25 protein-coding genes and 1 pseudogene are annotated in these 24,399 nt (G+C 72.7%); 9 read left to right on the forward strand and 17 right to left on the reverse strand.

Translation table 11 applies throughout. The annotated features are described in order from the left end of the window. Positions 1-69 precede the first annotated feature (69 nt). The gene (locus KDK95_RS04930) at positions 70-1,302 is read left to right on the forward strand and encodes an acetyl-CoA hydrolase/transferase family protein (RefSeq protein WP_212516797.1); all 1,233 of its coding nucleotides are present in this window, start codon (positions 70-72) and stop codon (positions 1,300-1,302) included. Positions 1,303-1,318: 16 nt separating this feature from the next. On the opposite strand, the gene KDK95_RS04935 is transcribed toward KDK95_RS04930, so the two are convergent. From KDK95_RS04935 to KDK95_RS04950, 4 genes are all read right to left on the reverse strand, one after another. Further along, the gene (locus KDK95_RS04935; RefSeq protein WP_212516798.1) at positions 1,319-3,073 is read right to left on the reverse strand and encodes a GAF domain-containing sensor histidine kinase; all 1,755 of its coding nucleotides are present in this window, start codon (positions 3,071-3,073) and stop codon (positions 1,319-1,321) included. Between the two features lie 203 nt (positions 3,074-3,276). Then, positions 3,277-3,999, reverse strand: a complete 723-nt coding sequence (locus tag KDK95_RS04940; protein WP_212516799.1) for a response regulator — start codon at positions 3,997-3,999, stop codon at positions 3,277-3,279. A gap of 49 nt (positions 4,000-4,048) precedes the next feature. Next, positions 4,049-4,600 (reverse strand): manganese efflux pump MntP, encoded by a 552-nt coding sequence (locus KDK95_RS04945; protein ID WP_212516800.1) that lies wholly within the window; start codon positions 4,598-4,600, stop codon positions 4,049-4,051. A 216-nt stretch (positions 4,601-4,816) separates the two neighbouring features. Then, positions 4,817-5,512: a CBS domain-containing protein gene (locus tag KDK95_RS04950; RefSeq protein ID WP_249160349.1), complete on the reverse strand. Its 696-nt coding sequence runs from the start codon at positions 5,510-5,512 to the stop codon at positions 4,817-4,819. 230 nt (positions 5,513-5,742) lie between these two features. On the opposite strand from KDK95_RS04950, the gene KDK95_RS04955 reads away from it, so the two are divergent. The 7 genes and pseudogenes from KDK95_RS04955 (at position 5,743) to KDK95_RS04985 (ending at position 10,788) form a co-directional block, all read left to right on the forward strand. Then, complete coding sequence (locus tag KDK95_RS04955; RefSeq protein ID WP_212516802.1) at positions 5,743-5,952, forward strand: hypothetical protein; 210 nt, start codon at positions 5,743-5,745, stop codon at positions 5,950-5,952. A gap of 99 nt (positions 5,953-6,051) precedes the next feature. Then, positions 6,052-7,257: a site-2 protease family protein gene (locus tag KDK95_RS04960; RefSeq protein WP_212516803.1), complete on the forward strand. Its 1,206-nt coding sequence runs from the start codon at positions 6,052-6,054 to the stop codon at positions 7,255-7,257. 83 nt (positions 7,258-7,340) lie between these two features. Next, positions 7,341-7,751 (forward strand): annotated as a pseudogene (locus tag KDK95_RS38110) (CBS domain-containing protein); the annotation flags it as partial. Between the two features lie 519 nt (positions 7,752-8,270). Then, positions 8,271-9,170, forward strand: a complete 900-nt coding sequence (locus tag KDK95_RS04970) for a universal stress protein (protein ID WP_212516805.1) — start codon at positions 8,271-8,273, stop codon at positions 9,168-9,170. A gap of 30 nt (positions 9,171-9,200) precedes the next feature. After that, positions 9,201-9,977, forward strand: coding sequence for a DUF72 domain-containing protein (locus tag KDK95_RS04975; RefSeq protein WP_212516806.1), 777 nt, complete (start codon positions 9,201-9,203; stop codon positions 9,975-9,977). A gap of 53 nt (positions 9,978-10,030) precedes the next feature. Further along, positions 10,031-10,477 carry an Hsp20/alpha crystallin family protein gene (locus KDK95_RS04980; protein WP_212516807.1) on the forward strand — a complete coding sequence of 149 codons (447 nt, stop codon included), beginning with the start codon at positions 10,031-10,033 and terminating at the stop codon, positions 10,475-10,477. A 41-nt stretch (positions 10,478-10,518) separates the two neighbouring features. Then, entirely contained in the window at positions 10,519-10,788 is a 270-nt protein-coding gene (locus KDK95_RS04985; protein ID WP_212516808.1) for a dsRBD fold-containing protein, read from the forward strand. 261 nt (positions 10,789-11,049) lie between these two features. Here the strand turns inward: KDK95_RS04985 and KDK95_RS04990 are convergent, their stop codons facing one another. From KDK95_RS04990 to KDK95_RS05050, 13 genes are all read right to left on the reverse strand, one after another. Further along, the gene (locus KDK95_RS04990; protein WP_212516809.1) at positions 11,050-12,660 is read right to left on the reverse strand and encodes an oleate hydratase; all 1,611 of its coding nucleotides are present in this window, start codon (positions 12,658-12,660) and stop codon (positions 11,050-11,052) included. A gap of 181 nt (positions 12,661-12,841) precedes the next feature. Then, on the reverse strand, positions 12,842-13,054 hold the full coding sequence (locus KDK95_RS04995) for a ferredoxin (RefSeq protein ID WP_212516810.1): 213 nt from the start codon (positions 13,052-13,054) through the stop codon (positions 12,842-12,844). Further along, positions 13,051-14,355 (reverse strand): NADH-ubiquinone oxidoreductase-F iron-sulfur binding region domain-containing protein, encoded by a 1,305-nt coding sequence (locus KDK95_RS05000; RefSeq protein WP_212516811.1) that lies wholly within the window; start codon positions 14,353-14,355, stop codon positions 13,051-13,053. Before KDK95_RS05000 ends, KDK95_RS04995 begins: the two co-directional genes overlap by 4 nt. Next, positions 14,352-15,416 (reverse strand): ferric reductase-like transmembrane domain-containing protein, encoded by a 1,065-nt coding sequence (locus tag KDK95_RS05005; protein ID WP_212516812.1) that lies wholly within the window; start codon positions 15,414-15,416, stop codon positions 14,352-14,354. Before KDK95_RS05005 ends, KDK95_RS05000 begins: the two co-directional genes overlap by 4 nt. Continuing rightward, complete coding sequence (locus tag KDK95_RS05010; RefSeq protein ID WP_212516813.1) at positions 15,413-16,399, reverse strand: FAD:protein FMN transferase; 987 nt, start codon at positions 16,397-16,399, stop codon at positions 15,413-15,415. Before KDK95_RS05010 ends, KDK95_RS05005 begins: the two co-directional genes overlap by 4 nt. A gap of 2 nt (positions 16,400-16,401) precedes the next feature. Continuing rightward, positions 16,402-16,713 (reverse strand): hypothetical protein, encoded by a 312-nt coding sequence (locus tag KDK95_RS05015; protein WP_212516814.1) that lies wholly within the window; start codon positions 16,711-16,713, stop codon positions 16,402-16,404. A gap of 12 nt (positions 16,714-16,725) precedes the next feature. Then, positions 16,726-17,949, reverse strand: coding sequence for a phosphodiester glycosidase family protein (locus KDK95_RS05020; protein WP_212516815.1), 1,224 nt, complete (start codon positions 17,947-17,949; stop codon positions 16,726-16,728). A 145-nt stretch (positions 17,950-18,094) separates the two neighbouring features. Next, positions 18,095-19,438 (reverse strand): sensor histidine kinase, encoded by a 1,344-nt coding sequence (locus KDK95_RS05025; RefSeq protein ID WP_212516816.1) that lies wholly within the window; start codon positions 19,436-19,438, stop codon positions 18,095-18,097. 3 nt (positions 19,439-19,441) lie between these two features. Continuing rightward, complete coding sequence (locus tag KDK95_RS05030) at positions 19,442-20,134, reverse strand: response regulator transcription factor (RefSeq protein ID WP_212516817.1); 693 nt, start codon at positions 20,132-20,134, stop codon at positions 19,442-19,444. A gap of 104 nt (positions 20,135-20,238) precedes the next feature. Next, entirely contained in the window at positions 20,239-21,201 is a 963-nt protein-coding gene (locus tag KDK95_RS05035) for a hypothetical protein (protein WP_212516818.1), read from the reverse strand. Further along, positions 21,198-21,872, reverse strand: coding sequence for a cytochrome b N-terminal domain-containing protein (locus tag KDK95_RS05040; protein ID WP_212516819.1), 675 nt, complete (start codon positions 21,870-21,872; stop codon positions 21,198-21,200). The genes KDK95_RS05035 and KDK95_RS05040 overlap by 4 nt, the downstream gene beginning before the upstream one ends. Beyond that, entirely contained in the window at positions 21,865-22,041 is a 177-nt protein-coding gene (locus tag KDK95_RS05045) for a hypothetical protein (RefSeq protein ID WP_212516820.1), read from the reverse strand. Before KDK95_RS05045 ends, KDK95_RS05040 begins: the two co-directional genes overlap by 8 nt. Before the next feature lie 359 nt (positions 22,042-22,400). Beyond that, the gene (locus KDK95_RS05050; protein ID WP_212516821.1) at positions 22,401-22,901 is read right to left on the reverse strand and encodes a DUF6069 family protein; all 501 of its coding nucleotides are present in this window, start codon (positions 22,899-22,901) and stop codon (positions 22,401-22,403) included. Positions 22,902-23,157: 256 nt separating this feature from the next. Here KDK95_RS05050 and KDK95_RS05055 point away from each other — a divergent pair. Then, positions 23,158-24,399, forward strand: a 1,242-nt coding sequence (locus KDK95_RS05055; protein WP_212516822.1) for an ROK family transcriptional regulator, incomplete at its 3' end; no start/stop codon positions are given.

Consider the following 24,399-nt stretch of genomic DNA (forward strand, 5'->3'; position numbering starts at 1 on the left):
CGCTCAGCCCTGATGGGGAGGGTCTTTGGTCCCTGCCGGGCCGCGCGGCCGGCCCCTAGGTTTCAAGGTATGAGGATCGTTGACCCCGCGCAGCTCGCCGCCCACCTCGACGTGCACGCCTCCCTGCGGCCGCGCGTCGTCGCCGCGGGAAACCACGCGACCCCGTGGCGGCTGCTGGAGGCCGTGGACAAGGCCGTGCCCGAGTACCGCCTGTTCATGCTGGGCGCCCAGGCGGGCATACCGACCCGGGACGGCGTGCGCCACGAAACCCCTTTCGTCGGTCCCGGAATGCGCGCCCTGCCCGACCTCGACTACCTGCCCGCACGGCTCTCGCTGGTCCCGCGCATGCTGGCCACCGCGCACCGCCCGGACCTCGTGCTGCTGCACGTCGCCCCGCCCCGGGACGGACAGCTCTCGCTCGGCATCGAGGTGAACGTGCTGCCCGCCGCGATCGAGCAGTGCCGCAGGCGCGGCGGCCTGGTCATCGCGCAGATCAATCCCCTGATGCCCTACACGTACGGCGACGCGCAGATCCCGCTTGACGCCGTGGACATCGCCATCGAGGCCGAGGAACCGCTGGCGGTATCGGATCCGCAGGCCGGCAGGCAGCCCGAGACGTCCGCGCTGATCGGCGAGCGGGTCGCCGCGATGGTCCGCGACGGCGCGACGCTGCAGGCCGGGATCGGCGCCGTGCCCGACGCCGTGCTCAGCGCGCTCGGCCGCCACCGGCACCTGCGCATCTGGTCCGAGATGATCAGCGACGGCATCCTCGGGCTGGAGCGGGCCGGGGCGCTGGAGCGCGGCACGGAGCTGACCACGTCCTTCCTGTTCGGCTCGGCCGAGCTCTACGCGTGGGTCGACCGCAACCCGCGGATCCGGCTGCTGCGGACCGAGACGGTCAACGACCCCTCCTCCATCAGCGCGCAATACGCGATGACCTCCGTCAACACCGCGCTCCAGGTCGACCTCTACGCGCAGGCCAACGCCTCCTACGCGCACGGCCGGATCCACTCCGGCTTCGGCGGCCAGACCGACTTCGTCGTCGGCGCGCTGCACTCCCCCGGCGGCCAGGCCGTGATCGCGCTCCCCTCCTGGCACGCGAAGTCCGGCGCCTCAACCATCGTCGGCCAGCTGGCCGCCCCGGTCACCTCCTTCCAGCACACCGCGATCGTCACCGAGAACGGCTGCGCCGACCTGATCGGCCACTCCCAGCGCGAGCAGGCGGCGAACCTGATCGAACACGCCGCGCACCGCGACGCCCGCGGCCATCTGCGCGAGCAGGCCGCCCGCCTCGGGCTCTAGGCCAGGGGCCCACGCACTACAGCGAGAGCTGATCCCCGGTCGCGTTCCGCTCGACCGGCACATCCCACACCAGCACCGTCCCGCCATCCACACCCGGTTCGGCGCTGAAGCGGCCGCCGAGCTGCTGGGCGCGTTCGGCGAGGTTGGCCAGGCCGCTGCGGCGGCCGCCGGCCGGGATGCCGACGCCGTCGTCGATCACGGTGAGGGTGACATGGGTGCCGTCGGCGGCGACCTCGACGTCGACCTTCCCGGCCCGCGCGTGCCGGGCGGCGTTGGACAGCGCCTCGCGCAGGACGGCGAGCAGGTGCTCGGCGACGTCCTCGGGCACCAGCGTGTCGACCGGTCCGGTGAAGCGGACCGAGGGGCTGAAGCCGAGCTGCTCGGCGACGCGCTCGCAGGCCTCGATCGTCTGCGCCCGCACGCTCGGAGCATCCTCCTCCGCCAGCTCATGAGCGTGCAGGGCGAAGATCGTCGAGCGGATCACCTTGATGGTGTCGTCGAGATCGCCGATCGCCTGGGCGACCCTCTTCGCGACGGCCGGCTTCTGGGTGATCTTGTAGGCGCCCTGCAGCGACATCGAGGTGGCGAACAGCCGCTGGATCGCGAGGTCGTGCAGGTCGCGGCCGATCCGGTCGCGGTCGGCGTACAGGGAGAGCAGTTCGCTGTCACGGCGGCGGTCGGCGAGTTCGAGCACGACAGCCGCCTGCACCGCGAGACCGGATACGAGCTGGACGACCGCGTCGTCGAAGGCCGTGCCGCCCTCCGCGCGGGCCACGGCCAGCACCCCGCGCACCTGGCCGGCGTCGCCGAGCGGCACGATGATCATGGGCCCGAGCGGCGTGTCCGGCGCGATATCGGACTTGGACCGCGGATCGGCGGCCGCGTCGGCGACGTTCTCGACCCGCCCGGACTTGAACACGGAGCCGAACAGCGAATGTTCGATGTCCAGTGCGGTGTCGCGGAGGCTCTCCGCACCGAGGCCGTTCGCAGCCACGAGGACCAGGTCCTCGCCCTCGGAGTCCGGCAGGGCTACGAGCGTCAAGTCCGCTTGGGCGATCGCACCCGCCTGGCTCACGAACTCGGCGAGCGCGGAACTCGGGTCGCTGCCGGAGAGCAGGCTGCGGGTCAGCTCGTTGGTCGCCTCCAGCCACGCCTGGCGCCGGCGCGCCTCGTCGTAGAGCCGGGCGTTGTCGATCGCCACACCCGCCGCCGCGGCCAACGCGGCCAACACCGCCTCGTCATCCGCGTCGAACGGCGCACCCCCGTGCTTCTCGGTCATGTACAGGTTGCCGAACACCTCATCACGCACCCGGATCGGCACACCCAAAAACGAATGCATCGGCGGATGATTCGCCGGGAAACCATACGAACGCGGATGCGTGGCCAAATCCTCCGTACGCAACGGCTCAGGACGCCGGATCAACTCACCCAGCAGCCCATGACCCTCCGGATACGGCCCGATCCTCGCGATCTGCTCCTCACTGACCCCCACCGTGATGAACCGCGCCAGACGCTCATCACCCCCGAGCACACCCAACGCGCCGTACTGCGCATCCACCAGAGTCGCCGCGGCCTGCACGATCCGGGTCAGCGCCGTCTCCAGATCCAGGCCACTGCCGATACCGACCACGGCCTCCAGCAACTGGCGCACCCGATCCCGCGAGGAACGCACCGCCGCCAACCGGGTCTGCAACTCGTCCAGCAACTCATCGATGCGCAACTGAGGCAGCACCCGGGAGACCTCGTCGCCGAACCGATCGTCCACCGACACCCTCCGCTCCACCGGCGCGGCCGCGTGCAGACGATGGAAGCTTGCGCGCGGTAGGGCCGCCCCGTGTCTCCACACTAACCTTGGCGCTGCGGATCCCGCGAGACGTGAATCGCCCGGCTCGGGCCGGCGCCCGCATACCCCTCCGTACGTGCCAGGTTCCGCGCCCAGTTCGCCCGCGTACGCCTCCGTACGTGCCAGGATCGTCAGCGCTGGGCGCCGCCCGAACCGGGGTGCCGACCGTGCCCCGGCTCCCCGTGCAGCTCGGAGACGAGCACGGCGGCCTGCACCCGGCGCTCCACCCCGAGCTTGGCCATCAGCGAGGAGACATAGTTCTTCACCGTCTTCTCGGCCAGAAACATCCGCTCCCCGATCTGCCGATTGGTCAACCCGTCCCCGATCAGATCGAGGATCCGCCGCTCCTGCGCCGTCAACGCCGCAAGCGGATCCTTCCGATCCCCCGCCCGCAACCGCGTCATCACCGCCGCCGTCAGCTTCGGATCCAGCAGCGAACCACCCGCCGCAACCGTACGCACCGCCCCCACCAGATCCGTCCCCGAAACCTGCTTCAGCAGATACCCCGAAGCCCCCGCCATGATCGCATCGAACAACGCCTCATCATCCGCGAACGACGTCAACATCAGACACGCCAACTCCGGCATCCGCGACCGCAGATCCCGGCACACCGAAACCCCGTCCCCATCCGGCAACCGCACATCCAACACCGCCACCTGCGGCCGAAGCGCCGGAACCCGCGCCAACGCCTCAGCCGCCGTCGACGCCTCACCCACCACCTCGAACTCCCCCTCAACCTCCAACAGATCCTTGATACCCCGGCGAACCACCTCGTGATCATCCAACAGGAAGATCCGCGCCGGGGCGTCGGACGAACCGCGCTGCTGCGTTGGCGTGCTCGGAGACTCCGTCATAACCCCACGGTACGACCGCCGAGCCCGCGAGGCACTCGACGGCCGGGACTCAGATGACGTCGGCGGCCACCAGTACGCCGACGACGATCAGGACACAGCCGCCGAGCAGCTCACCGCGGCGCCCGACCGCGGAGCCGATCCGGTTCCCGAGCTCCAGGCCGACCAGGCTCAGGGTGACGCTCACCGCCCCGATGACGATCGCGGCGGCGGCGAGCGACTCGTGGCGGGCACCGAGCGAGAAACCGACCGCGAGGTTGTCGATGCTCAGGGCGAGTCCCGTCAGCAGGAGCCGACCGAGCGGCTGGCCGGCCGCGCTCGCCGCCTCTTCCTCATCGTCGTCGCCGCGCAGCGTCCCGTAGACGCCGTACGCGCCGGTGGCGATCAGCAGCGCCGCACCCAGCCAGTGCGCATTCGCGCCGAGCGCGGTCGCGAGACTTCGGCCGACGACCACCCCGAGAATCGGCATCCCCGCCTCGAAGACGCCGAACACCACTCCGACCCGCCACCGCGTACGCGCGTCGACCCCGGCGATGCCGATGCCGATCGCGACGGCGAAGTTGTCCAACCCCAGGGCGAAGGCCGACAGCAGCAGCGCGAGCACCAGGCCACCTTAGAGGTCCGCTCCCGCCCTCGCACCGCGCCGACTACGGCCCCGGCGGTTCGAAGACCCCCAGCGGCCCGGTGCCCGCCGTCGCCGCACTACGGTCCCGGCGATTCGAAGACCCCCAACGGCCCAGAGTGCGCGCACCCCCGCCGCACTACGGCTCCGGCGGTTCAAGGACGCCCCGCGGCCCAGAGTGCGCGCACCCTCGCCGCTCTACGGCTCCGGCGGTTCGAAGACGCCCCGCGGCCCGGTGCGTGCGCCCTCGCCGGGCGAGTCGTCCTCGAGCCAGAGGTCGTCGGCGACGGCGACGACCCCGTCCGTCCGGGCGACCACCTCGCACAGCAGCCGGGCCTGTCCGCGGGTTCCGACGCGTCCGCGGAGGTGGACCACGCCGTCCTCGACCCGTACGCGTACGGCGGCCTTGTCGATCCGGAACATCCCGTGGAGGACGTCCTCCGCAACCTCCCGCCGGATCTCCTCGTCGCTGCGCGCGAGCACCTTCAGCAAGTCCCGCCGGCTGACCACGCCCTGCAGCCGACCCTGCTCATCGGTCACGACCAGGCGCTTGACGTGCCGGTCCAGCATGATCCGGGCGGCCTCCGCGACGTCCTGATCGACGCCGATCGTCACCGCCGGCGAGGTCATCAGCCGCCTGGCCGTCGTGGCGGCGATCTCGCGCCGGGCACGCTCCGCGGACCGTCCGCCCAGCGGGAACCGGTGCCGTTCCTCCTGCTCGGCCTCGAGTTCCGTCTCCTTGGCGAGCAGGTCGTCCTCGGACACGACGCCGATGGCGCGGCCCTGGGGGTCGACGACGGGCACCGCGCTGAACCGGCGCTCGACCAGCAGCGCCGCGATGTCCCGGTAGGCCGCGTCGTCGGGCACGGCGACCGTCTGGTCCGCCGACGTCATCACACTCGAGATCTTCCTGTGCCGCATGGTCGTTCACGTCTTTCGGGGATCGCCCGCTCACTCCGGCCGGGCTCGGATTCCCCTCCTGACCTGCTCCCTCAACCGTCCCCCGGAAGGTGCCCGGCACACAAAGGCCTTTAGTCCCGTGCAGCGGTGGACGACAGGCCCGTCCGCCCGCCGCCGGGCTCGCCGATCATTTATCGTCGGAGTCGATGTGAAAGGAGCGGACCATGTCCGAGGAGACCATGAGCGCGAGCCAGAGCTTCGAGCCCGCGCGACGCATCGAAGAACTCGAAAACCAGGTCAGGACGCTCGCCGCGGCGGTGCGCGCCCTGGCCGACGGGCTCGCGCCCAACCCCGTCGCCGACCAGCCCCGGATGGACGCCGCGGAGGACGGCGCGCGGCTCGCGCACGACCTGCTCGTCTCGGCCGGGCTCTAGGCCGGGACCGACGTCCTTCCCGTCCGGGACCGACGCCTCTGCACCGCGGGCCGTCACGGCGCTGTGCTGGAGGTGTGCCGAGCGGAGGGATGCACGCCGATGAAGCAGACCTTTCCCCTCGGCCGGGTGGCGGGGATCCGGATCGGCGCGCACTGGAGCGCGCTGATCATGGTCCTGCTGTTCGGCTGGGTTCTGGGTGACCAGGTACTTCCGTCGATGGTCGCGCATGTTCCGGCCACGGCCCGCTGGACGGCGGCGATCGTCGGCGCCCTCGCGCTCGCCGCCGCCCTGCTCGCCCACGAACTCGCGCACGCGCTCACGGCCCGGCACTACGGGGTGCCGGTCCGATCGATCACGCTCTGGGCTCTCGGCGGAGTGTCCGAGCTCGGCGACGAGCCGCCGAGCGCCCGGTCCGATTTCTGGATCGCCGTGGCCGGGCCGGCCGCGAGCTTCGGCGCGGCGGCGCTCTTCGGCGGCGTGGCCGCGGCGGTTCACGCGGCGGGGTGGCCGGCCGTGGCCGTCGCCGAGCTCGGGTGGCTGGCGGCGATGAACGTGCTGCTCGGCCTCTTCAACCTGCTTCCGGGCGCGCCGCTGGACGGGGGCCGCGTCCTGCGCGCGGCGCTGTGGTGGCGCTGCGGGAACCGCGCACGTGCCGCGCAGTCGGCCGCGGAGGCCGGCCGGATCCTCGGCATGGTGCTCGCCGCCGCCGGGGTCGCCGAGGTCCTGCTGTGGCGCGAGGCCGGCGGCCTGTGGCTCATCCTGATCGGCGTGTTCGTCGCGAACGCGGCGAGCGCCGAGGGCGCGGCGGAGCGCGCGAGTACCGCGCTGGCCGGCCGCCGGGTGCGGGACGTCATGAAGCCGGACCCCGAGATCGGCGCCACCTGGATGACCGTCGGCGAGTTCTTCCAGCATGTCGCGCTGCGATCGGACCAGGATGTCTTCCCCGTCGTGGACGCCGAGATGTCGCTCGCCGGGGTCGTCGGCGTCGGCGGGCTCGGCCGGATCCCGCGGGACCGGTGGCCGCGCACGACACTGGGCCAGACGATGGCCAGGGTGCCGCCCGCCTACGTGGCCGCGCCCGACGATCCCGCCGCCCCGCTGCTCAGGCACCCGCCCCTGGCCGCGGACCTGCTCGCCGTCGTGATCGAGGACCGCCGGATCGTCGGCATCGTGACCAGGGCGAGGCTGGTGCGGATCGTCGAACGCGAGCGGCTTCGCGCTCCGGCGCCGGCCCGCGACGGTTCGGCGCTGGCCGCCGACTGGAACCCGCGCCGATCCGAGGCCCGCGTCTCCCGGCACGAATAAGGACGAAAGACCCTTTTTCCCGACCCTGTTGCGCAAGACGCTGAAGACGCGCACGCCGCGTACCGCGTCGAGAGGAGCGACCGATGACCACCGCAGAGCAGATCATGCACACCGACGTCCGCTGGATCCCGGCGACCGAGAGCCTGGACCGCGCCGCCCAGATCATGCGCGAGACGGACATCGGCGCGCTGCCGGTCAGCGACGCCGACGGGCGGATGTGCGGGATCGTCACCGACCGCGACATCGTGGTGAAGTGCGTGGCGATGGGCCACGACCCGGCGAAGGTCACCGCCGGCCAACTGTGCGAGGGCACCCCGCGCTGGGCCGGAGCGGACGAGGACGTCGGCAGCGTGCTGGCCGCCATGGAGTCGCACCGCGTCCGGCGGATGCCGGTGGTCAAGGACAAGAAGCTGGTCGGCATGATCACCGAGGCGGACATCGCCCGGCACCTGTCCGAGCACGAGATCGCGGACTTCGTCGAGCGGATCTGCGCGGAGCAGCCCGCGTCGCCGGAGGCGGCCGCCGCGGCCGCCGCGCCCAGGCCCACCGCGTCCGACTACCTCGCCGAGCTCGCACGGCGGGCCCGGGTGGCGGTCGAGGCTCTCGAGGCGGCGCGGACCGAGACCCGCGACGCGCTGGCCTCCCGGGTCGAACGCGCACGCACCGACGCCGAACGGATGGCGGACGGGCTCCACTCGGGGGTGATCGCGGCCGAGCAGGAGGCGGTCGAGCGCTGGAGCAAGATCCAGGCCGACTGGAAGGACCACGTGCTGAGCATGCGCACCCACGCCCGTGACCGGCGGGCGGCGCGGAACGCCGAGGAGCTCGCGCGCCGCGCGGAGTACGCCGAGAGGTACTCGGCGCTCGCCACCGCCCTGGCGGCGGCCGCGATCCAGGAAGCCCAGTACGCCGCGCTCGAGGCCGCGTTGGCGCGCGCCGACGCCCGCGGGGACGCGTGGCCCGAGTAGGGCGGAACCGCGCTTCGCACGTCCACCTGAGCCAAGGAGCCGACGATGGCAGGAAATCCCGAGCAGGGCGAGCCCGGCGCGGTAGCTGCCGGAGCCGTGGTCGCGGGCGTCGACGCGTCGGAGAACGCGATGAACGCCGCGGAGTGGGCCGCCGGGGAGGCGACCGTCCGCGGCGTGCCCCTCGTCCTCGCGCACGCGGTCGATGTGCCCGACGTGTCAGTGCTCGAACCCAGCGAGTTCGCGCTGCAGGCCCGTGCCGAGGGGCTCGCGCTGGTCGAGCGCGTGGCCTCACGGGTACGCGCCCGGTTCGCCGACGTCGAAGCGTACGTCGTGGTCTCGGACCTGTCGCCGGCGCAGACGCTCGTCGAGCTGAGCGGGACGGCGGCGCTCATCGTCACCGGAACGCGCGGTCACGGCGGCTTCGCCGGGATGCTGGCCGGCTCGGTCAGCCGGAAGCTGGCAGCCCACGCCCGCTGCCCGCTCGTCGTCGTCCACGGCGGCGAGGTCGCCCGTCCGGAGACGATCTACGAGGTCGTACTCGGGGTCGAGCCCGACCAGGCCGAGGCGCCGATCCGCTACGCCTTCGCCGCGGCCGAGCGCTACGGCGCGCTGCTGCGAGCCGTCCGGGTCTGGCACCCGCGCACGCTCTACCCGAGCGTCACCGCCGCGTACGACGTCAACCCGGGCCAGGCCAGGAACGAGCAGACCGGCTCGGCCGAGCGCTTGATCGAGCCGGTGGCCGCCGACTTCCCGACCGTGAAGGCGGAGGTCTCGGCCGGGCGCGGGAACACGGTGCCGATCCTGGTCGAGTCGGCCCGCGGCGCCGGGCTGCTGGTCGTCGGCGCGCACCGGCACCGCCCGCCGCTCTCCGTGGGCGCCGGGTACGTCGTCGACGGCCTGCTCGCGCACTCGCCGGCGCCGGTCGCGGTCGTGCCGATCCACTGACCCGCGGCCCCGATCGGATCACCGGTTCCCATGACCGTCATCGTCGGCACCTCGGGCTGGCAGTACGACGACTGGGCCGGGGTCCTCTATCCGCGCGGGACTCCGCGGCGGCTGTGGCTGGAGACGTACTGCGCGGCCTTCGCCACCCTGGAGCTCGACGCGTCCTTCTACCGGCTGCCGAGCCGCGAGACGTTCACCGACTGGCGCAGCCGGACTCCCGACGGCTTCGTCATGGCGGTCAAGGCCAGCCGCTATCTGACGCATGTCAAACGCCTGCGCGAACCGCGCGAGCCGGTCGAGCGGCTGCTGAAGGCCGCGGCCGGGCTCGGCGACCGGCTCGGGCCGGTCCTGCTCCAGCTGCCGCCGACCCTCGTCGCCGATCCGGCGGCGCTCGATGCGTGCCTGCTCTGCTTCCCGCCGGGCCGGCGCGTCGCGGTCGAACCGCGGCACGACTCGTGGTGGCGGCCGGAAGTGCGCGCCGTTCTCCGGCGGCACGGCGCCGCGCTCTGCTGGGCCGACCGCCGCTCGCGCCCGCTGAGCCCGCTATGGCAGACGGCTGATTGGGGCTACCTGCGGCTGCACGAGGGGGCGGCCGCGGCCTTCCGCTACGGCGGGAAGGCCCTGGCGAGCTGGGCCGAGCGGATTCGCGAGGCGTGGCCCGCCCGCGCGGACGTCTACGTGTACTTCAACAACGACGCGGGCGCCGCCGCGGTCCGCGACGCGGCGGCCTTCATCCGGATCGCCGAACGCCGCGGACTGCCCGTGCGCCCTCGATCAGGGCCTTTCGGCCCTAGTCCATCGCCCTGACCGTGCTTGGCTTGAGGTATCCAGCAGACCGCTTGCCGGAAGGAGAACCCATCATGGCCGAGTCAGCTCGCAAGAGCACGCCGAGCATCCCGTTCCCGGCGGACCTCGGGGACCTGTTCGACTCGTTCCCCTCGATCCTCCCGTGGGGCCGCAGCGCGGTGGCGGCGCACCCGATCCGGGTCGAAGAGCACTTCGAGCCGGACGCCTTCGTGCTGCGCGCCGAACTCCCCGGCGTCGATCCCGCGCACGACGTGGAGGTGAGCGTGTCCGGCGACGTGCTCACCCTGCGCGCCGAGCGGACCGAGGAGAAGAAGGAGAAGCACCACAGCGAGTTCCGGTACGGCTCGTTCAGCCGCACGCTGCGGCTGCCCCCGGACGCGAAGGCGGCCGAGATCACCGCGTCGTACGACGCCGGGATCCTCACCGTGCACGTGCCGCTGAGCAGGGCCGCCGAGAAGGCCGCGCGCACGATCGAGGTCACGACGGGAAAGGGCGCGTGACGCCGCCCGGCATCGCGTCGGAGAGACGACAGGAGGAGACCATGACCGAGCATGTGAAGCGCTGGCGCGCCAACGTCTTCCTCGTCGAGGAGGACTCCGAGACCACTGCGCACGCGGTCGTCGAGACCGGGGTGGCCGCGATCCACGGGTACGGCAAGGCCAAGCGGAATCCCGCCGACACCGAGGTCGAGGGCATCGGCGACGAGCTGGCCACGGGCCGGGCGTTCATCGACCTCGGCCGGCGCCTGCTCGGCATCACCGAGGAGGACCTCGAAGCCGTCGAGGGACGTCCCGCGCACGTGCACGAATAGCCGCCGGCCGCCGCGGGTCCGGGCCCCGGCCGCGGGTCCGGGCCCGGGAGAGACAGCCCCTCACGCACATCCCCCGGCGCGTGTCGACGGCAAGAGCCCCGCCATCGCTCGCGGCTGACGATCGCGCGGTGCGCAGCGGAGGGGGTGCCGCTTCTCCGCGTCGATTCAGTCTCAGGCTCTTGCCGTCAACTCCATACAACCGCTCCGGGACCGCGCGCGTCAGGGCCGAACGTCCCGGCATCCGGTGTCCGGGCAACCGGTTCAGGCGAGCGCGCTGTGCAGGGTGCGCAGGGCGACGACCGGGTGCAGCGCCGCGTGGTAGATACCCGGGATCTTCCGGTCGGTGCCGGTGAGGCCGTACACGGCGTGCATCGCGGCGCGCACCGAGTACTCGACGGTGAACACGACGTCCTCCGCCATCTCGACGTACTGGCCGAGGAGGGCGAAGTTCCGCGCGCCCGCCGGAATCACCTCCGGCCGGTCCGTCACCGCGCGCGGGGCGAACTGGCTGGTGATGTACGGCATCATCACCGGGACGACGCTCGCGGTGGCCAGGATCTGCTCGAGGTCGTCGTCGAAGCCGAGCTGGCCGAGGAGCTCGATCAGGATCTCCTCGCCGGTCGCCTCCTGCATCGGCTTGCCGACGTACTCGCCGGGCCGGTCCAGCAGCAGCCCGTAGCCCCACGCCGTGTAGAGGCCCTCCTCCTGGCGCGCGAAGTGCGGGGCGTGCGGCACGGCCAGGGACAGCAGCCAGGGCGAGTCCTTGAACGTCATCAGGCCGCCGGTGCCCGGCAGGTTGCCGGAGAGCTCCTCGATCCGGTGCAGCAGCAGCGGATCGCGCATGGCGATCGTGAACGACTCCCACTTCGACGCGTCGACGTCCCGGTCGAACGCGCCGGGGTTGCCGAAGCCCGCGCCCGGATTCTCCGCGGCGATCCGCTCCCACAGCGCGAATGCGCCGTCCTCGTGCCCGCGCACGAGCCCCGGGGCGTGCTCGCCGTCGCCGAACGTCGAGTCGGAGGTCATCGAGCCCAGCGTCACGAAGACGAGGTCGTCCGGCTCGATCGCGTACGAGCCGGGGTAGCCGCCGCGCTCGAACAGGATCTTCGAGACCGAGCGCCCGTCGCCGTCCTGCTCGAAGAGCACGTCGGTCACGCGGGTGCCGTACTCGAACGCCACGCCGTGCCCGGTGAGCCAGGACTCGACGGGCAGCACGATCGAGTCGTACTGGTTCAGCCTGCTGCGGCGCACGCCGGCGAGCGTGTGGAGCCGCGGGAGTTCCTGGGCGAAGCGGAGCAGGTAGCGCTTGAGCTCGATCGCGCTGTGCCAGTTCTGGAAGGCGAACGTGGTGCGCCACATCGCCCAGAAGTTCGAGGCGAAGAAGTGCTCGGAGAAGAACTCGTCGATCCGCCGCGAGCCGATGGACGCCTCCGGCAGCGCCAGCAGGTGCGCCATGGCCGCGCGGTCGTGGTTGTCGAGGCCGAGTTCGCTCGCGTCGAGCACCTCGTGCCCGGCGCCGATCAGCCGCGCCCCGGCGTCGGTGTGCCACTTCGCGTTGAACGCCCAGATCTCGTCCTTGACCGACCGGCCGGGATCGTCGAGCGTCGGGATCGAGCGGAGCAGGTCCCAGAGGCAGGTGTACGCCTCCTCCTCGAACTTCTGCCCGCCGCGTGTCACGTAGTCGACCCCGGGACCGCCCGAGCCGTCCAGCGACCCGCCGGCCACCCGCGACTGCTCCAGGATCGTGATCCGCGAACCGTCCCATCCGGCGTCGCGGATCAGGAACACCGCCGCGGCGAGGGCGGCGATACCGCCGCCGACCAGGTACGCCGCCGAACCCTCGGGGCGCTGCGTGTGCGTGTACTCGGCCATGGCGGACCTCCGTGCCGTTCGACTCGACCCGACGGGTGCGCGGCCGGCTCGCTCCCGCGAGCAGCCGCTCACCTCAGTCATCCGCCCGCCGGGCCCCTGAGGACAGGGTCGAACGTCCGCCCAATCCGCGGTCGTTGGACTCTCCCGGCCGCCGGGGCCGGGAACGGCGCCGCGGCACGCGTCACTCGAGCTTCAGGGCGAGGGTGGGGCAGGCTGCGACGGCGCGGCGCGCGTGGGCGAGCAGGTGCGGGGGGACCGGCGCGTCGGTCACGATCGGGTAGCCCCAGGGATCCGGCCTGAGCATCTCGGGAAACGCCTGGAGGCACAGGCCGTGCGCGTCGCAGGCGATGGGGTTGAGCCGCAGGCGGGGTCCGCCCGACTGGTCCTGGGTCATGTGCCGTACCTCCTGCCCTGGTGCGGATCGCGTTGTTCGGCGCGATGTACGGCGGGGCAGCGCTTGCGGTCGGCGTGGGCGCGGACTTCCTCGGGGAAGGCGCGCAGTGCGCTGGCGATCAGGCGGGTTGCTCCGTCCGGATGGCGGCAGGCGCCGCGTCGTTCGATGTAGGGCATCAGGGCCTGGAGGTTGTGGGCGGGCCGGGTGCCGCCGGATGCGGCGAGTTCGCGCAGGGCTTTGGCGAGCGCGGGCAGTCCGTGCAGGCACGGGCCGCATTGGCGCGCGCTCTGCCCGGCGAGGTACGCGGCGATCTTCGCGGTCTCGGCGAGCGCGCAGGAGGTCCGGGGCAGGGCGACGAAGACGCCGGCGCCGATCGCCGAGCCCGCGGCGGCCAGCCCGGGAGCGGAGATCTCGGTGCCGGCGAAGGTGTCGGCGGGCAGCCAGGAGCCGAAGTATCCGCCGCACAGCATCGCCTGCAGGGGCGCGCCGGCCCCGCCGGCCAGGGCGAGCAGGTCGGCTCCGGTGATGCCGAGCGGGATCTCGTAGACGCCGGGATTGCGCACGGCGCCGCCGATGGTCACGAGAGTGGTGCCCGGGGCCGTCGCGGTGCCACGGGCGCGAAACCATGCGGAACCGTGGCGGGCTATCAGGGCCAGGTGAGCGAGGGTCTCGACGTTGTCGACGAGCGTGGGCCGGCCGCCGACGCCGCGCTCGAAGGGCCGTGGCGGCGTATGGGCGGGAAGCGACGGGCCGCCGTTCAGCGCGCGCACGAGCGCGCTCTCCTCACTCGCGACGTAGCGGTGCGGGACGAGGGTCAGCGTGATAGGGGCCTCGGCGGGCAGGGCGGTGGCGCGTTCGGCGAGGGCCGCCGTCAGGGTGTTTCGAATATCGTGTTCGTCCTCGTGGACGCAGAGGTGGGCCTGTCGCGCTCCCACGGCCCTGGCGGCGAGCTGGACGCCGTCGAGCACGAGGTGCGGGGCGTTCAGAATCAGGGTGCGGTCTTTCGCGCTCGCCGGCTCGCCTTCGCAGCCGTTGGCCACGACCACGGTCCCCTTGCGGCCCGCGCCCCGGGCGACGGCGGCGAGCTTGCGGCCGGTGGGGAACGCCGCTCCGCCGCGCCCGGTCAGGCCGGCCTGCTCGGTGCGGGCGATGATCTCGGGCCCGGTGAGCGCGGGCAGCGGACCGTGCGCGGACACGTGCTCGGTCAGTGCGCGGCCGTGGCCGAGCAGCAGGCGCGGCGCGTTCGGGGCGGTATCGGCCGCGGTGGGCCGGGCGTCGTCGGCGGTGCTGGTCATCGTCATCCCCCCGCAGTCGCCTGGAGGCTGCCGCTGAGCTGGTTTCCGGAGATGGTGGCGACCACGGTCAGCGTGGCTGTGGCGCCGGACGCGTCGGTGACGCGGGCCTGGATGGTGTCCCCGTCGAGCGCGGTGACCGCTCCGGTGTAGAGGTTCGGGGATGCGGCGGTGCCGAAGGTGACGCGGCTGCCGGTCATCTGCACGCCGCCGCCGGCCAGCGGCGGTCCGCTGATCGCGATGGTGAAGCGGTCCGATCCGCCGGTGCCGGAGAGGGTGACGGTCTGCTGGTCCTGCTCGGACTCGCTGGACCCGACGGTGCCGGTGATCGCGGCGGAGACCGGCAGCGTGATCCCGGTGGCCGCGCTGCTCACGGACACCGTGGAGCTGTGGCGGGTCGGGGTGTCGGCCTTCGCGGACCAGCCGGGCGCGAGCGGCCCGGACAGCGCCCAGAACGCCACTGTGATCACGGACGCGAGACCCGCGGCGCCGGCCGTGGCGCGGATCGCGGTGTGGACGTGCCAGTTCGCGGCCAGCCGCCAGGCGGCCGCCGCGAGCACCGCGGCGATGCACGCGAGGGTGAGCAGCAGGATCGCCGGGCTGCGCGGGTCGGTGCCGGTGCCCAGGCCGTGGACGACGGCGGTGGGCCAGCACAGGTAGGCGGCCCAGTGCACGGCCCGCCACAGGCGCTGGCTGATCCGGGTGCGCAGCAGGCTCGTGACGATCAGGGCGAGGAAGAGGTCGAAGGCGACGGTGCCGAAGCCGAGCCAGAGCGGCCGGTACGCCGACGCGAACGGGATCACGACGGCCCACCAGCCGACCGGGGCGAAGGTGTCGGCCTCGGCCGTGACGATGTGCAGGGCGAGGAACACGCACACCAGCAGCGAGAGGTTGCGGTGGATGCCTGAGACGACCAGGCGCGGCCACCGTTCGCTCGCGGCCCTGGTCTGCTGGGCGATGCCGAGCACGACGACCGTGCTCAGCAGCACGAGGCTGATCACGCCGGTGGCGCGGGCGGCGTACCACAGCGGGGTCGTGCCGGTGACGATCGTCGAGGCCTGGACGCTCATGCCGTGCCGCCCGGGGCCGGGTCGGGCGGCCAGCCACCGAGGGTGAGCACGCGCCCGTCGTGGCTTACGAGCCGGGCCGGCAGGCCCTGCCGGCCGAGCCACGCGAGGGCGCCGTGACCGCGCACGAGTGCGGCGGTGCTGGCGGTGTTGGCGTCCACGCAGGTGGCCGCGGTGACGCTGACGGTACGCCAGGGCGCTTCGGCCGGGGCGCCGGTGCGCGGGTCGAGGATGTGGTGCACAGCCGTGCCGTCAGTACTCTGCCAGCGTCGGGTGGTGGTGCTGGAGGTGGCCAGGCCGCCGCCGCGCACGCTGATCACCGGCCCGGGCACGTCAGCCGCCGCACGATGGTCGTCCGCGATCTTGACCTGCCAGCCGTCGTCGGGCGCGGGACCGGCGATGGCGATGTCTCCGCCGAGGCTGACCAGCACCCCGCAGCCGAGCGCCCGCGCGGCCGCGGCGGCGGCGCGGTCGGCGCACAGCGCCTTCGCGACCGCGCCGAAGTCCAGGTGGCAGCCGGGCACGGTCCGCAGCGTGCGGGTTCCGGGATCCCACTCCACGCTTCGCCATCCGGGCGCCGGGACGCGCTCGCGCATCGTGATCCGCACGCCGTTGTCCCGCAGCAGTTCGATGTCCCGGTCGTACCCGACCGCCTCCAGCCCGGCACCGCAGGTGGGGTCGACGTCTCCCTCGGTGGCCGCGGCCGCGCGCAGGGCGGCGGCGACGACCTCGGCGAACAAGGGCCCGACGACGACCGGCTGGCCGGCCTGCGCGTTCACGCGCGCGAGCTCGCTGTCGGGGCGGAAGCGGCTGCACGCCTCGTCCATGGCGGCACTCTGCGCGCGCGCGATCCCACCGGCCGCCTCCACCGCGGAAGGATCGGGGTCGGTGGTCAGGATCACCGCCTCGCCGCCCCACAGCGGGAAGCCCGTCCGGCCGAACGGGTTCGGCGCGAGCTCGGCGTCGCGGTCGAGAGCGGGTCGCATGGTCACGATCCGCCGGACGTGACCTGGGAGGGGCCGGAGCCGCTGCCGCTTCCGGGTGCGGTCCCCGAGGACCCGCCGTTGCTGCTCCCCGTCCCGGACCCGCCGCCGTTTCCCGTGCTGGTCCCGCTGGTGCCGTTCCCGCTCGTGCCGTTGTCGGACAGGTGCGGAAGATGGGTGGGGATGAGGTGGGCGAACCCGGCCATCAGGACGAGGCTGCCGGCCGTCGCGGCGACGGCGATACGGCGCGTGACGCGGCTGGTCTTCGTCAGGGCCGCGTCACGGGCGGCGATGTTCTTGCGCGTGCTGGCATCCATGGCATCTGCCCTTCAGCGGAGGTGCACGGAGACGAAGTCGCGGCTGGCCGGCTGGAGGTACCGGTCGGCGGGCTGGGTGAAGTCCCACAGCTTGGCCGGGTTCGGGTCGGACGCGTGGCCGCTGTAGGTCATGAACGAGACCCAGTCGGGGTTGATGTCCAGCTCCATCGCGTTCACGGCACCTGCCGCCTTCAGCAGCTGCGCGAGCGTCTGGACGGACAGCGCGGCGCCGCTGACGTAGACGATGTCGCCGGAGGCGGTGATCCCGACGCCGGAGCGGGCGATGTAGTAGTCGTTGTTGATCGTGTAGCCCCACTGCGCACTGGATCCCGCCTCTGAGCCGACCTGCACGGCTCCGCCCTCGACCAGCGGGCTGAGGTTCTCGCGGACGGCGACGACGTCGGGGGTCATCGTCAGGCCGGAGCCCCAGACGCCGATCTTCAGCGAGCCGTCCCGGTAGAAGACCTCTGCCGCCTTGCCGGTCACCAGCGGGCTCGCCGTGGTTCCGTCGGCGTAGTAGCCGCCGAGCGCGTCGTTCGGGTGGACCTTGAATCCGCCGTTGAAGGTCGCGACGAGCCCGTTGAGCGCCGAGCCGGTCAGCTGGTCGGGGACCGGCCAGCTGCCGCCGGGCTGCTGGTAGCCGGGGTGGAGGTTGAAGCTCAGCGCCTTCTGGTTCATCCACGCGGCGTAGGCGAGCTCCGAGGTGTGCTGGGCGTCCGGGCGCAGCGCCGCCTCCTCGATCACGGGGGTGCCGGCCTCGTAGGTCACCGGATGCCAGACCCCTTCGCCCGGAAGCGGGTTCGCGGCCTGCGCGGGGATGGCGGTCGGCAGGTCGGCCGGGGCGGCGGAGGACGCGGTCGGGTGCGGGTGCGGCGCGCCCACACCGAGCAGTGCCTTGCGCTGCGCGGCGCTCAGGTTCCCGCCGGTGGGCGGCGCGGTGTAGGTCTCGTTCTCCAGCCACGAGACGGCCCAGCTCAGATGGTGGTCGCGGCCCCATTCCGCGACGCGGGCCGCGACGCTGTCGGTGCCAGGCCCGCTCAGATACGGGTAGATCGTCACGCCGACGTACACGGCGATCACCAGCACCACGGCCATGACGGCGCGGAACGACCACTTCACGGGTCCGCGCACGCGCGGCGGCAGTCGGCGCAGCACGCCGCGGCGCCGGCGCCCGGACTCCGGACGGCCTCCGTCCGCGGCAGCGTGGCGCTCCGTGGAGAGTGGTCCGAGCCGCATGCGTGCCTCCTGAACCGGTCCGTCCATGGTGGAAGGCCCTTGTCTCCAGGGTGCGCCGCCGCATGACGGAGACCTGTTCCGAACGTGTTCAGGATGTACAAAGATTTCCGGCCCCGCTCCCGGACCGCGCCTGAGCGGGTGAGCGTCAGCGGGCCGCGGGCAGTTCGATCAGCACGGTCAGGCCGCCGCCGGGAGTCGGTTCCAGCGCGACGCGCCCGCCGTTGACCGTGGCCAGCCGGTGCACGATGGCGAGCCCGAGACCGCTGCCGCCGGTGCCCGAGCGGCCGAACCGCCGGAACGCGTTCGCGCGCGCCTGCTCGCTCATCCCGGGACCGTCGTCGGCCACCCGCACCACGACCGTCTCCCGGCCGCCGGACAGCGAGATCAGGACGGCACCGCCGTCGGGCACGGAGTCGAGCGCGTTGGCGATCAGGTTGTCCAGCATCTGGTCCAGATGGCCGGGCCCGATCCGGGCTTTCACCGGCCCGGACGCTTCAAGTCCGAGCTCGAGGCCGCGGTCGCGGGCGACCGGCTCCCAGGCGGCCACGCGATCGGCCGCGACCGAGTCCGCGCGCACGGTCTGCGGGCTCGGGACGTCGCCCTCGGCCCGCGCGACGGCCAGCAGCCCGTCCACCAGTCCGGCCAGCCTCGCCAGCTCGGCCTGCAGCCCGGCCATCTCCGCCGCCAGCGGCTCCGGCGCCTCCTCCGCGAGCAGGTCGGCCCGCAGCCGAAGCGCGGTCAGCGGCGTCCGCAGCTGGTGGGAGACGTCGGCCACCCAGTCGCGGTGGCTTCCGATCAGAGACTCGATGCGCTCGGCCATCCGGTTGAACGCCGTCGAGAGCTCGCGCACCTCCTCCGGCCCGCCGTTCGCGGGTGCGCGCGCTTCGAGGTAGCCCTCGCCGAAGTCCGTGGCGGCGGCCCCGAGCACGGTCAGCGGCCGGGCGACCCACTGCCCGAGCCGCCTGGCGAACAGGGCGCCGAGGACGAGCACCAGCAGCGCGGTGCCGGCCAGCCATCCCCAGACGGCCGTCGCCCGGTCCTCGACCGGGTCCGCGCTGCGGGCGAGCACCGCGACGCCGGTCAGATTGCCGTCGTCGCCGACCGGGACCGCGGCCACCAGCCAGTCGCCGTGCTGCGCGGTGACGGCGTCGTCCTGGCCGGGCCGGACCGCCGCGGCGAGCGCGGCGGCCTGCGCGGACAGGTCCGCCGGGCACGCGGTCGAGCCGGCCACCGCTCCGGAGGGGCGGAAGACCGCGGCGCAGTCGCCGCGCTCGGTCGCCTCGGAGAGCGCGTGGTTCATCTCGGTGGGCGGTTTGTGGTCGGCGAGGTACTCCTCGGCCTGGGCGGAGAGCTGCCGGGCGCCGGACTCGGTGCCGAAGCGGAACGAGGCCTGCTCGTTCGCGGTCAGCGACAGCCCGAGCGGCACGACGGCGAGGATCAGCAGCGCGGTCAGCAGCCCGAAGATCACCAGCGCGATGCGGCGCGACATCCCTCAGTCCCCGACGTCGGGATTGACCCGGAACCCGTGCCCGTAGACGGTCTCGATCAGCCCCTCGACGGCGAGCTTGCGGCGCAGCGCGGCGATGTGCACGTCCAGCACGCGTCCCGGGCCGTACCAGTGCTCATCCCATACGCGCGTGAGCAGCTCGTGCCGGGACACGGCGCGGCCCGCGTCCGCGATCAGGCACTCGAGGATGTCGAACTCCTTGGGCGTGAGCGCGACCTCCTGCCCGCGCACGGTCACCCGGCGGGCGCGCGGATCGAGCGTGACCGGGCCCGCGCTGTAGGACTGAGAACCGGTCGGACGGACGCGGCGCAGCACCGCCCGGATCCGCGCCTCGAGCTCCGCCAGCCCGAACGGCTTGACCAGGTAGTCGTCCGCGCCCTCGTCCAGCGCCGCGACCCGGTCGCCCTCCTCGCTGCGCGCGGTCACCACGATCACCGCGGCGTCGCTGTACTCGCGCAGCCGGCGGCACACCTCGAGCCCGTCCATGTCCGGCAGGCCCAGATCGAGCAGCACGACGTCGGCCGGCGCCGCGGCCAGCGCCGCCGCCGCCGTGGTCACCAGCTCCACCTGGTACCCGGACCGCGACAGGCCGCGCCGCAGCGGCCAGGCGATCCCGTCGTCGTCCTCCACCACGAGAACGCGCAGCGGCTGCTCGACCGGAAGCGTATTGAGACTCACGCTGCCACGGTAGCCCGCCGGGCGGCCGCGCGAATCACTCCGCGCAGCCGCCCGCTATTCCTCACAACATCTGAACACCGCGCTTGCAGGTTCCGAACGGACGGCTAGCCTGGCGGATCCGGCAGAGCGGCGGCCCGGCGTGCGTAGTGGCGGCGCCAGATGACGCGGTAGACCGGGATCAGGCGCGGGACCGAGCGCAGGCCGGGGATGAACGGCACCAGCACGAACGCCGCACCGAGCACGCCCATCGTTCCCCAGACCAGCGCGTCGCCGTTGCCCGAGGAGTCGTACGGCGCGATCTGGTACCAGAACGTGTAGGGCGCCAGCCACGTCTGGCCGGGATAGTCGCCCACCTCGTTCATCATCCCCCACTGATCACCTGCCAGGTGCTGCCCCCGCGCGTCGGCGGCCAGGTACGAGCCGTCGGCGAGGAACAGCAGCGGCAGGGTGTAGTCGGTGTTGTAGAACCCCTGCTCGGACATCAGCTGGCTGTCGAGCGAGCCTGAGCGCGCCTGGTCGGCCAGCCGACCGAGCAGGGTGGGCACCGGACCGTAGCCGCCGGGCTTGACCTTCGCGGGATCGCCGCCCGCCGCGGTCAGCGCATCGGAGTACGCCCCCGTCCACGCGGCCTGCCGGGCGGCGGACGCCGACACGTAGCTGCTCACCGCCTGCTGCACCGCCGGGCTCTGCGGCACGGCTTCGAGCGGCGTGAGCACGAACGCCTGGGCGGTGGCGATCGGATGGGTCACCCCGGCGGCCTCGGCCAGCGCGATCGGGCCGAGCCGCTGGCCGGTCGAGGCCGTGTTGTACGGCGGCCCGTAGCCGGCGGTCGCGCTCGTGCCGTCGAGCTCCGCGAGCGCGGTGGCGGCGAAGTCGGCCGGGTCGGCCTGAGCCCAGGCGGCGATCGTCACCGGCTTCCGGTCGGGCGAGGAGAACGCGGCGGCCAGCACGAGCACGAGCGCGGTGACGGCTCCGAGGGCGATGACGAACTCTTTGACCAGGTCGTAGTGCCGCGAGCCGTAGCTGTACGGATCGGGCTCGGCGGCGGTGCGCACACGTAGCCTCATGACGCCTCCGTCCGCGGCGGCCGGGCGGTGTCACGCGGGGCCAGCGGGGGCACGACGCCGTGCCGGCGCACGAGAACGATGTGCCCGAGCACGACCACGCCCACGGCCAGCGGAAGCAGCGCCACGTGCCACAGCACCATCTGACCGAAGTTCATCACGTTGAAGTACGCGCCGACGCCGATGGCGTTGAGGCCGTCCTTCGCCTGGGTCGCAATCCACTGCGACTCGAAGTTCTGCTGGATCAGATAGCCGGTGAGCGCCGTGAAGGCGCACGCGCCGAAGGCGACGGCCCCGGTGATCCAGGTCAGCGCGCGCCGTCCCCGCCACGCGGCCATGAAGAACTTGCCGACCAGGTGGATCGACATGAACGTCATCAGCAGCTCGACGGCCCAGAGGTGGACGCTGTTGAGGTAGTGCCCGAACCCGGAAACGTGCCACCAGGACGGGCCCTTGACCGCGAGCACGATCCCGCTCGCGATCACGACGCAGAGCGCGGTGAGCGTCAGAACGCCGAACACGTAGATCCACGAGGCGACGTAGGCGGGCTGCCGGTCCGCCATCAGCTTCTCCAGCGGCAGCGTGCGCTCGACCCGGCGGCGCAGCGCGCCGGTCCAGCCTCCGCCCTCGGGCGAGACGGGGGCCGTCGGCTTCTCGACGAGCTGGTCAGTCATCCTCGTCACCGCCCCGGCCGGGGAACGGCAGCAGCAGCGCCGCGACGAAGACCAGCAGGATCAGCACGATCATGAGCAGGTTCGCGGCGGAGATCTGGATGAAGGACCAGCTCAGGTAGTGCCCCGGACCGTCGAGGTCGATCGGGGCGGCGGTGACGCGGGACGTCATCGGGCGCCTCCCGCGGAGGGCGCGCACGCGTGCGCGGGCGGGCGGGTCTCGCTCGTCATCGGCAAAGCTCCTTCTGGGAGCCCGGGCGCGGCGGTGTGGGTGGGCCGGCGTCTCGGGCGAAGCGCGGCGCGACCGCGGACAGACCAGTCCCGGCCGGCGGCCGCGCGCGGATGTGGGTAGGCCGCGGCGGCACTCCCCCGGCATCGCCTGAAAAGGCCCGAAGGCCTCCGGGGAATTCGGGGGAACACCCGAAAAAATACCCAGAAGGATAGAGTCCGTCAATAAATCAATGCACTGGCTTGCAACTTCTTAACATTTCGTTCGAGAGCCTATTCGCGGGATATCCGCGAGAGGTGCCGCTACCGGACCGAGGCCCCGACGTTCCGCTCGGCCCGCGCCCCGGCGCCGCGGGCCGCCTCGCGCACCGGCGCGATCCCCACCAGCGAGGCGTAGGTCACCGCGCCGATGGCCAGGTGCATCACCATCAGGACCGCGACCGCGTTCCCCGGCTGACCCAGGTACAGGATGTATACGTCAGGCAGCAGCAACACGAGCGTGACCAGCACCGCGAGCCGCAGGAACAGCCAGCGCGGGGCGGCGCACACCCGGGTGACGACGGGCCAGGCGACGCACGCGATCACCACGCCGACCACGGTGAGCTTGCCGTAGTCGGCGAACTTGAAGTGCGCGTAGTCCTTCGTCGCCGGCCACAGCGCCACGCCGAGCGCGACGAGCACCGCGTCGGCGATCAAGGAACCCGCGATCGCGACGACGGAGGCGATCAGCACCCGGATCGCCGACGGCTGCCTGTGCGCGGGTGCGAAATCGATCCTGACCCATGACATAACCCTCTTCACCATGGGCGGCATCCTAGCGATACCGACGGCCCCCTCGAATCATCCCGGGTAACGAGTCGGACCTGATTCCCCAGATGGAGGCGAAACACTCCGAGAGTCGAAATAATGACGAACATTTCACCTCTCGGCACAGCAGGCGCCGCAGGCCCGCCGGGGGCGGGGCCGGGGGTTGGCAGAAGTCGGCGGTTCTGTCGAAGCCTTGACAGAACCCGGTCGCATGCCAAGGTGTGTAACGTCCGTCTCCGATCGAGGGGATCACATGCAGCGCAGGGTCCAGCCGACCAGCGACGCCATCCGGGCGGGCAACCGCGCCCGGATCGTCGACATCCTGCGTCGCTCGGGCAGCGCGACGCGGGCGGAGCTGGTCACCGGCACCGGATTGTCGCGCGCCACGGTCTCCAGCCTGGTCGGCGAGCTCGCCGACCGCGGCCTCGTTTCAGAGTACGCACAGCCCGCCTCGGAGAGCGCCGGGCGGCCGCCTGCCCGCCTCGCGCTCAACCGGGCGGCGGGGTTGGCCATCGCGGTCGACGTCGGCGTCCGGCACGTGGCCGTGGCGGTCGGCGATCTCTCGCGCAGCGTGCTCGCCGAGCGCTGGGTCCCCGTGCCGTACGGCCACTCGGCCGAGAGCGGCATGCGCATCGTCACGCAGAGCATTGAGACGGCGCTCGTCGAGGCCGAGGCCGACCGCGATCAGATCGTCGGCGCGGCGATCAGCATCGCCGCGCCGATCGCGCCGGACAGCGGCCGCTTCCTCGTCCCCGGCGTGCTCCCGGGCTGGAACGGCCCCGAGCTCGCCGAGCAGGTCGGCCGGAGGTGGGGCATACCGACCACCGTGGAGAACGACGCCAACCTCGGCGCGCTCGGCGAGTCGGTCGCGGCGGCGCCGCACGGGAAGGATCTGCTCTACGTCAAGGTCGCCAGCCGGGTCGGTCTCGGCATCGCGTTCGGCTCCCGCATCTACCGCGGCCACGACGGGTACGCCGGCGAACTCGGCCACGTCACGGCGGATCCGGGCGGCCCGGCCTGCTGGTGCGGCCGCCGCGGCTGCCTGGAACTGTACGCCGGCGCCGAGGGCATGCTGGAACGGCTGGCGCGGCGCGGGATCCGCATCGACGACGTCAACGAACTGATAGAGCGTGCCGAGGCCGGCGACGCCGACGTCCTCGCCGTGGTCGGCGACGGCGCCCGGCGCCTCGCGCGCTCCCTCGGCGCCCTCGCGCTCGTGCTGAACCCGTCGGTGATAGCCCTCGGCGGCGAGCTCGCCGGCCTCGGTCCGCTGCTGCTCGACCCCGTCCGCGCCGAACTCGCGGCCGTGCCGTTCGGCGCGCCGGTCACCGTGCGGACCTCGGCGCTGGGCCCGCGGGCCTCGCTGATGGGCGCCCTGGCCCTCGTCCTGCACGAATCCAGCCGGTTCACGGATCAGTCCTGTGCGCCGGAATCCCCGGACTCCGGGCGCGCCGCGGTTGCCGCGGCGGCGTCCCGGCCGCTTCACCCCCAACCC

Source organism: Actinospica acidithermotolerans (assembly GCF_018139625.1).
Taxonomy (GTDB): domain Bacteria; phylum Actinomycetota; class Actinomycetes; order Streptomycetales; family Catenulisporaceae; genus Actinospica; species Actinospica acidithermotolerans.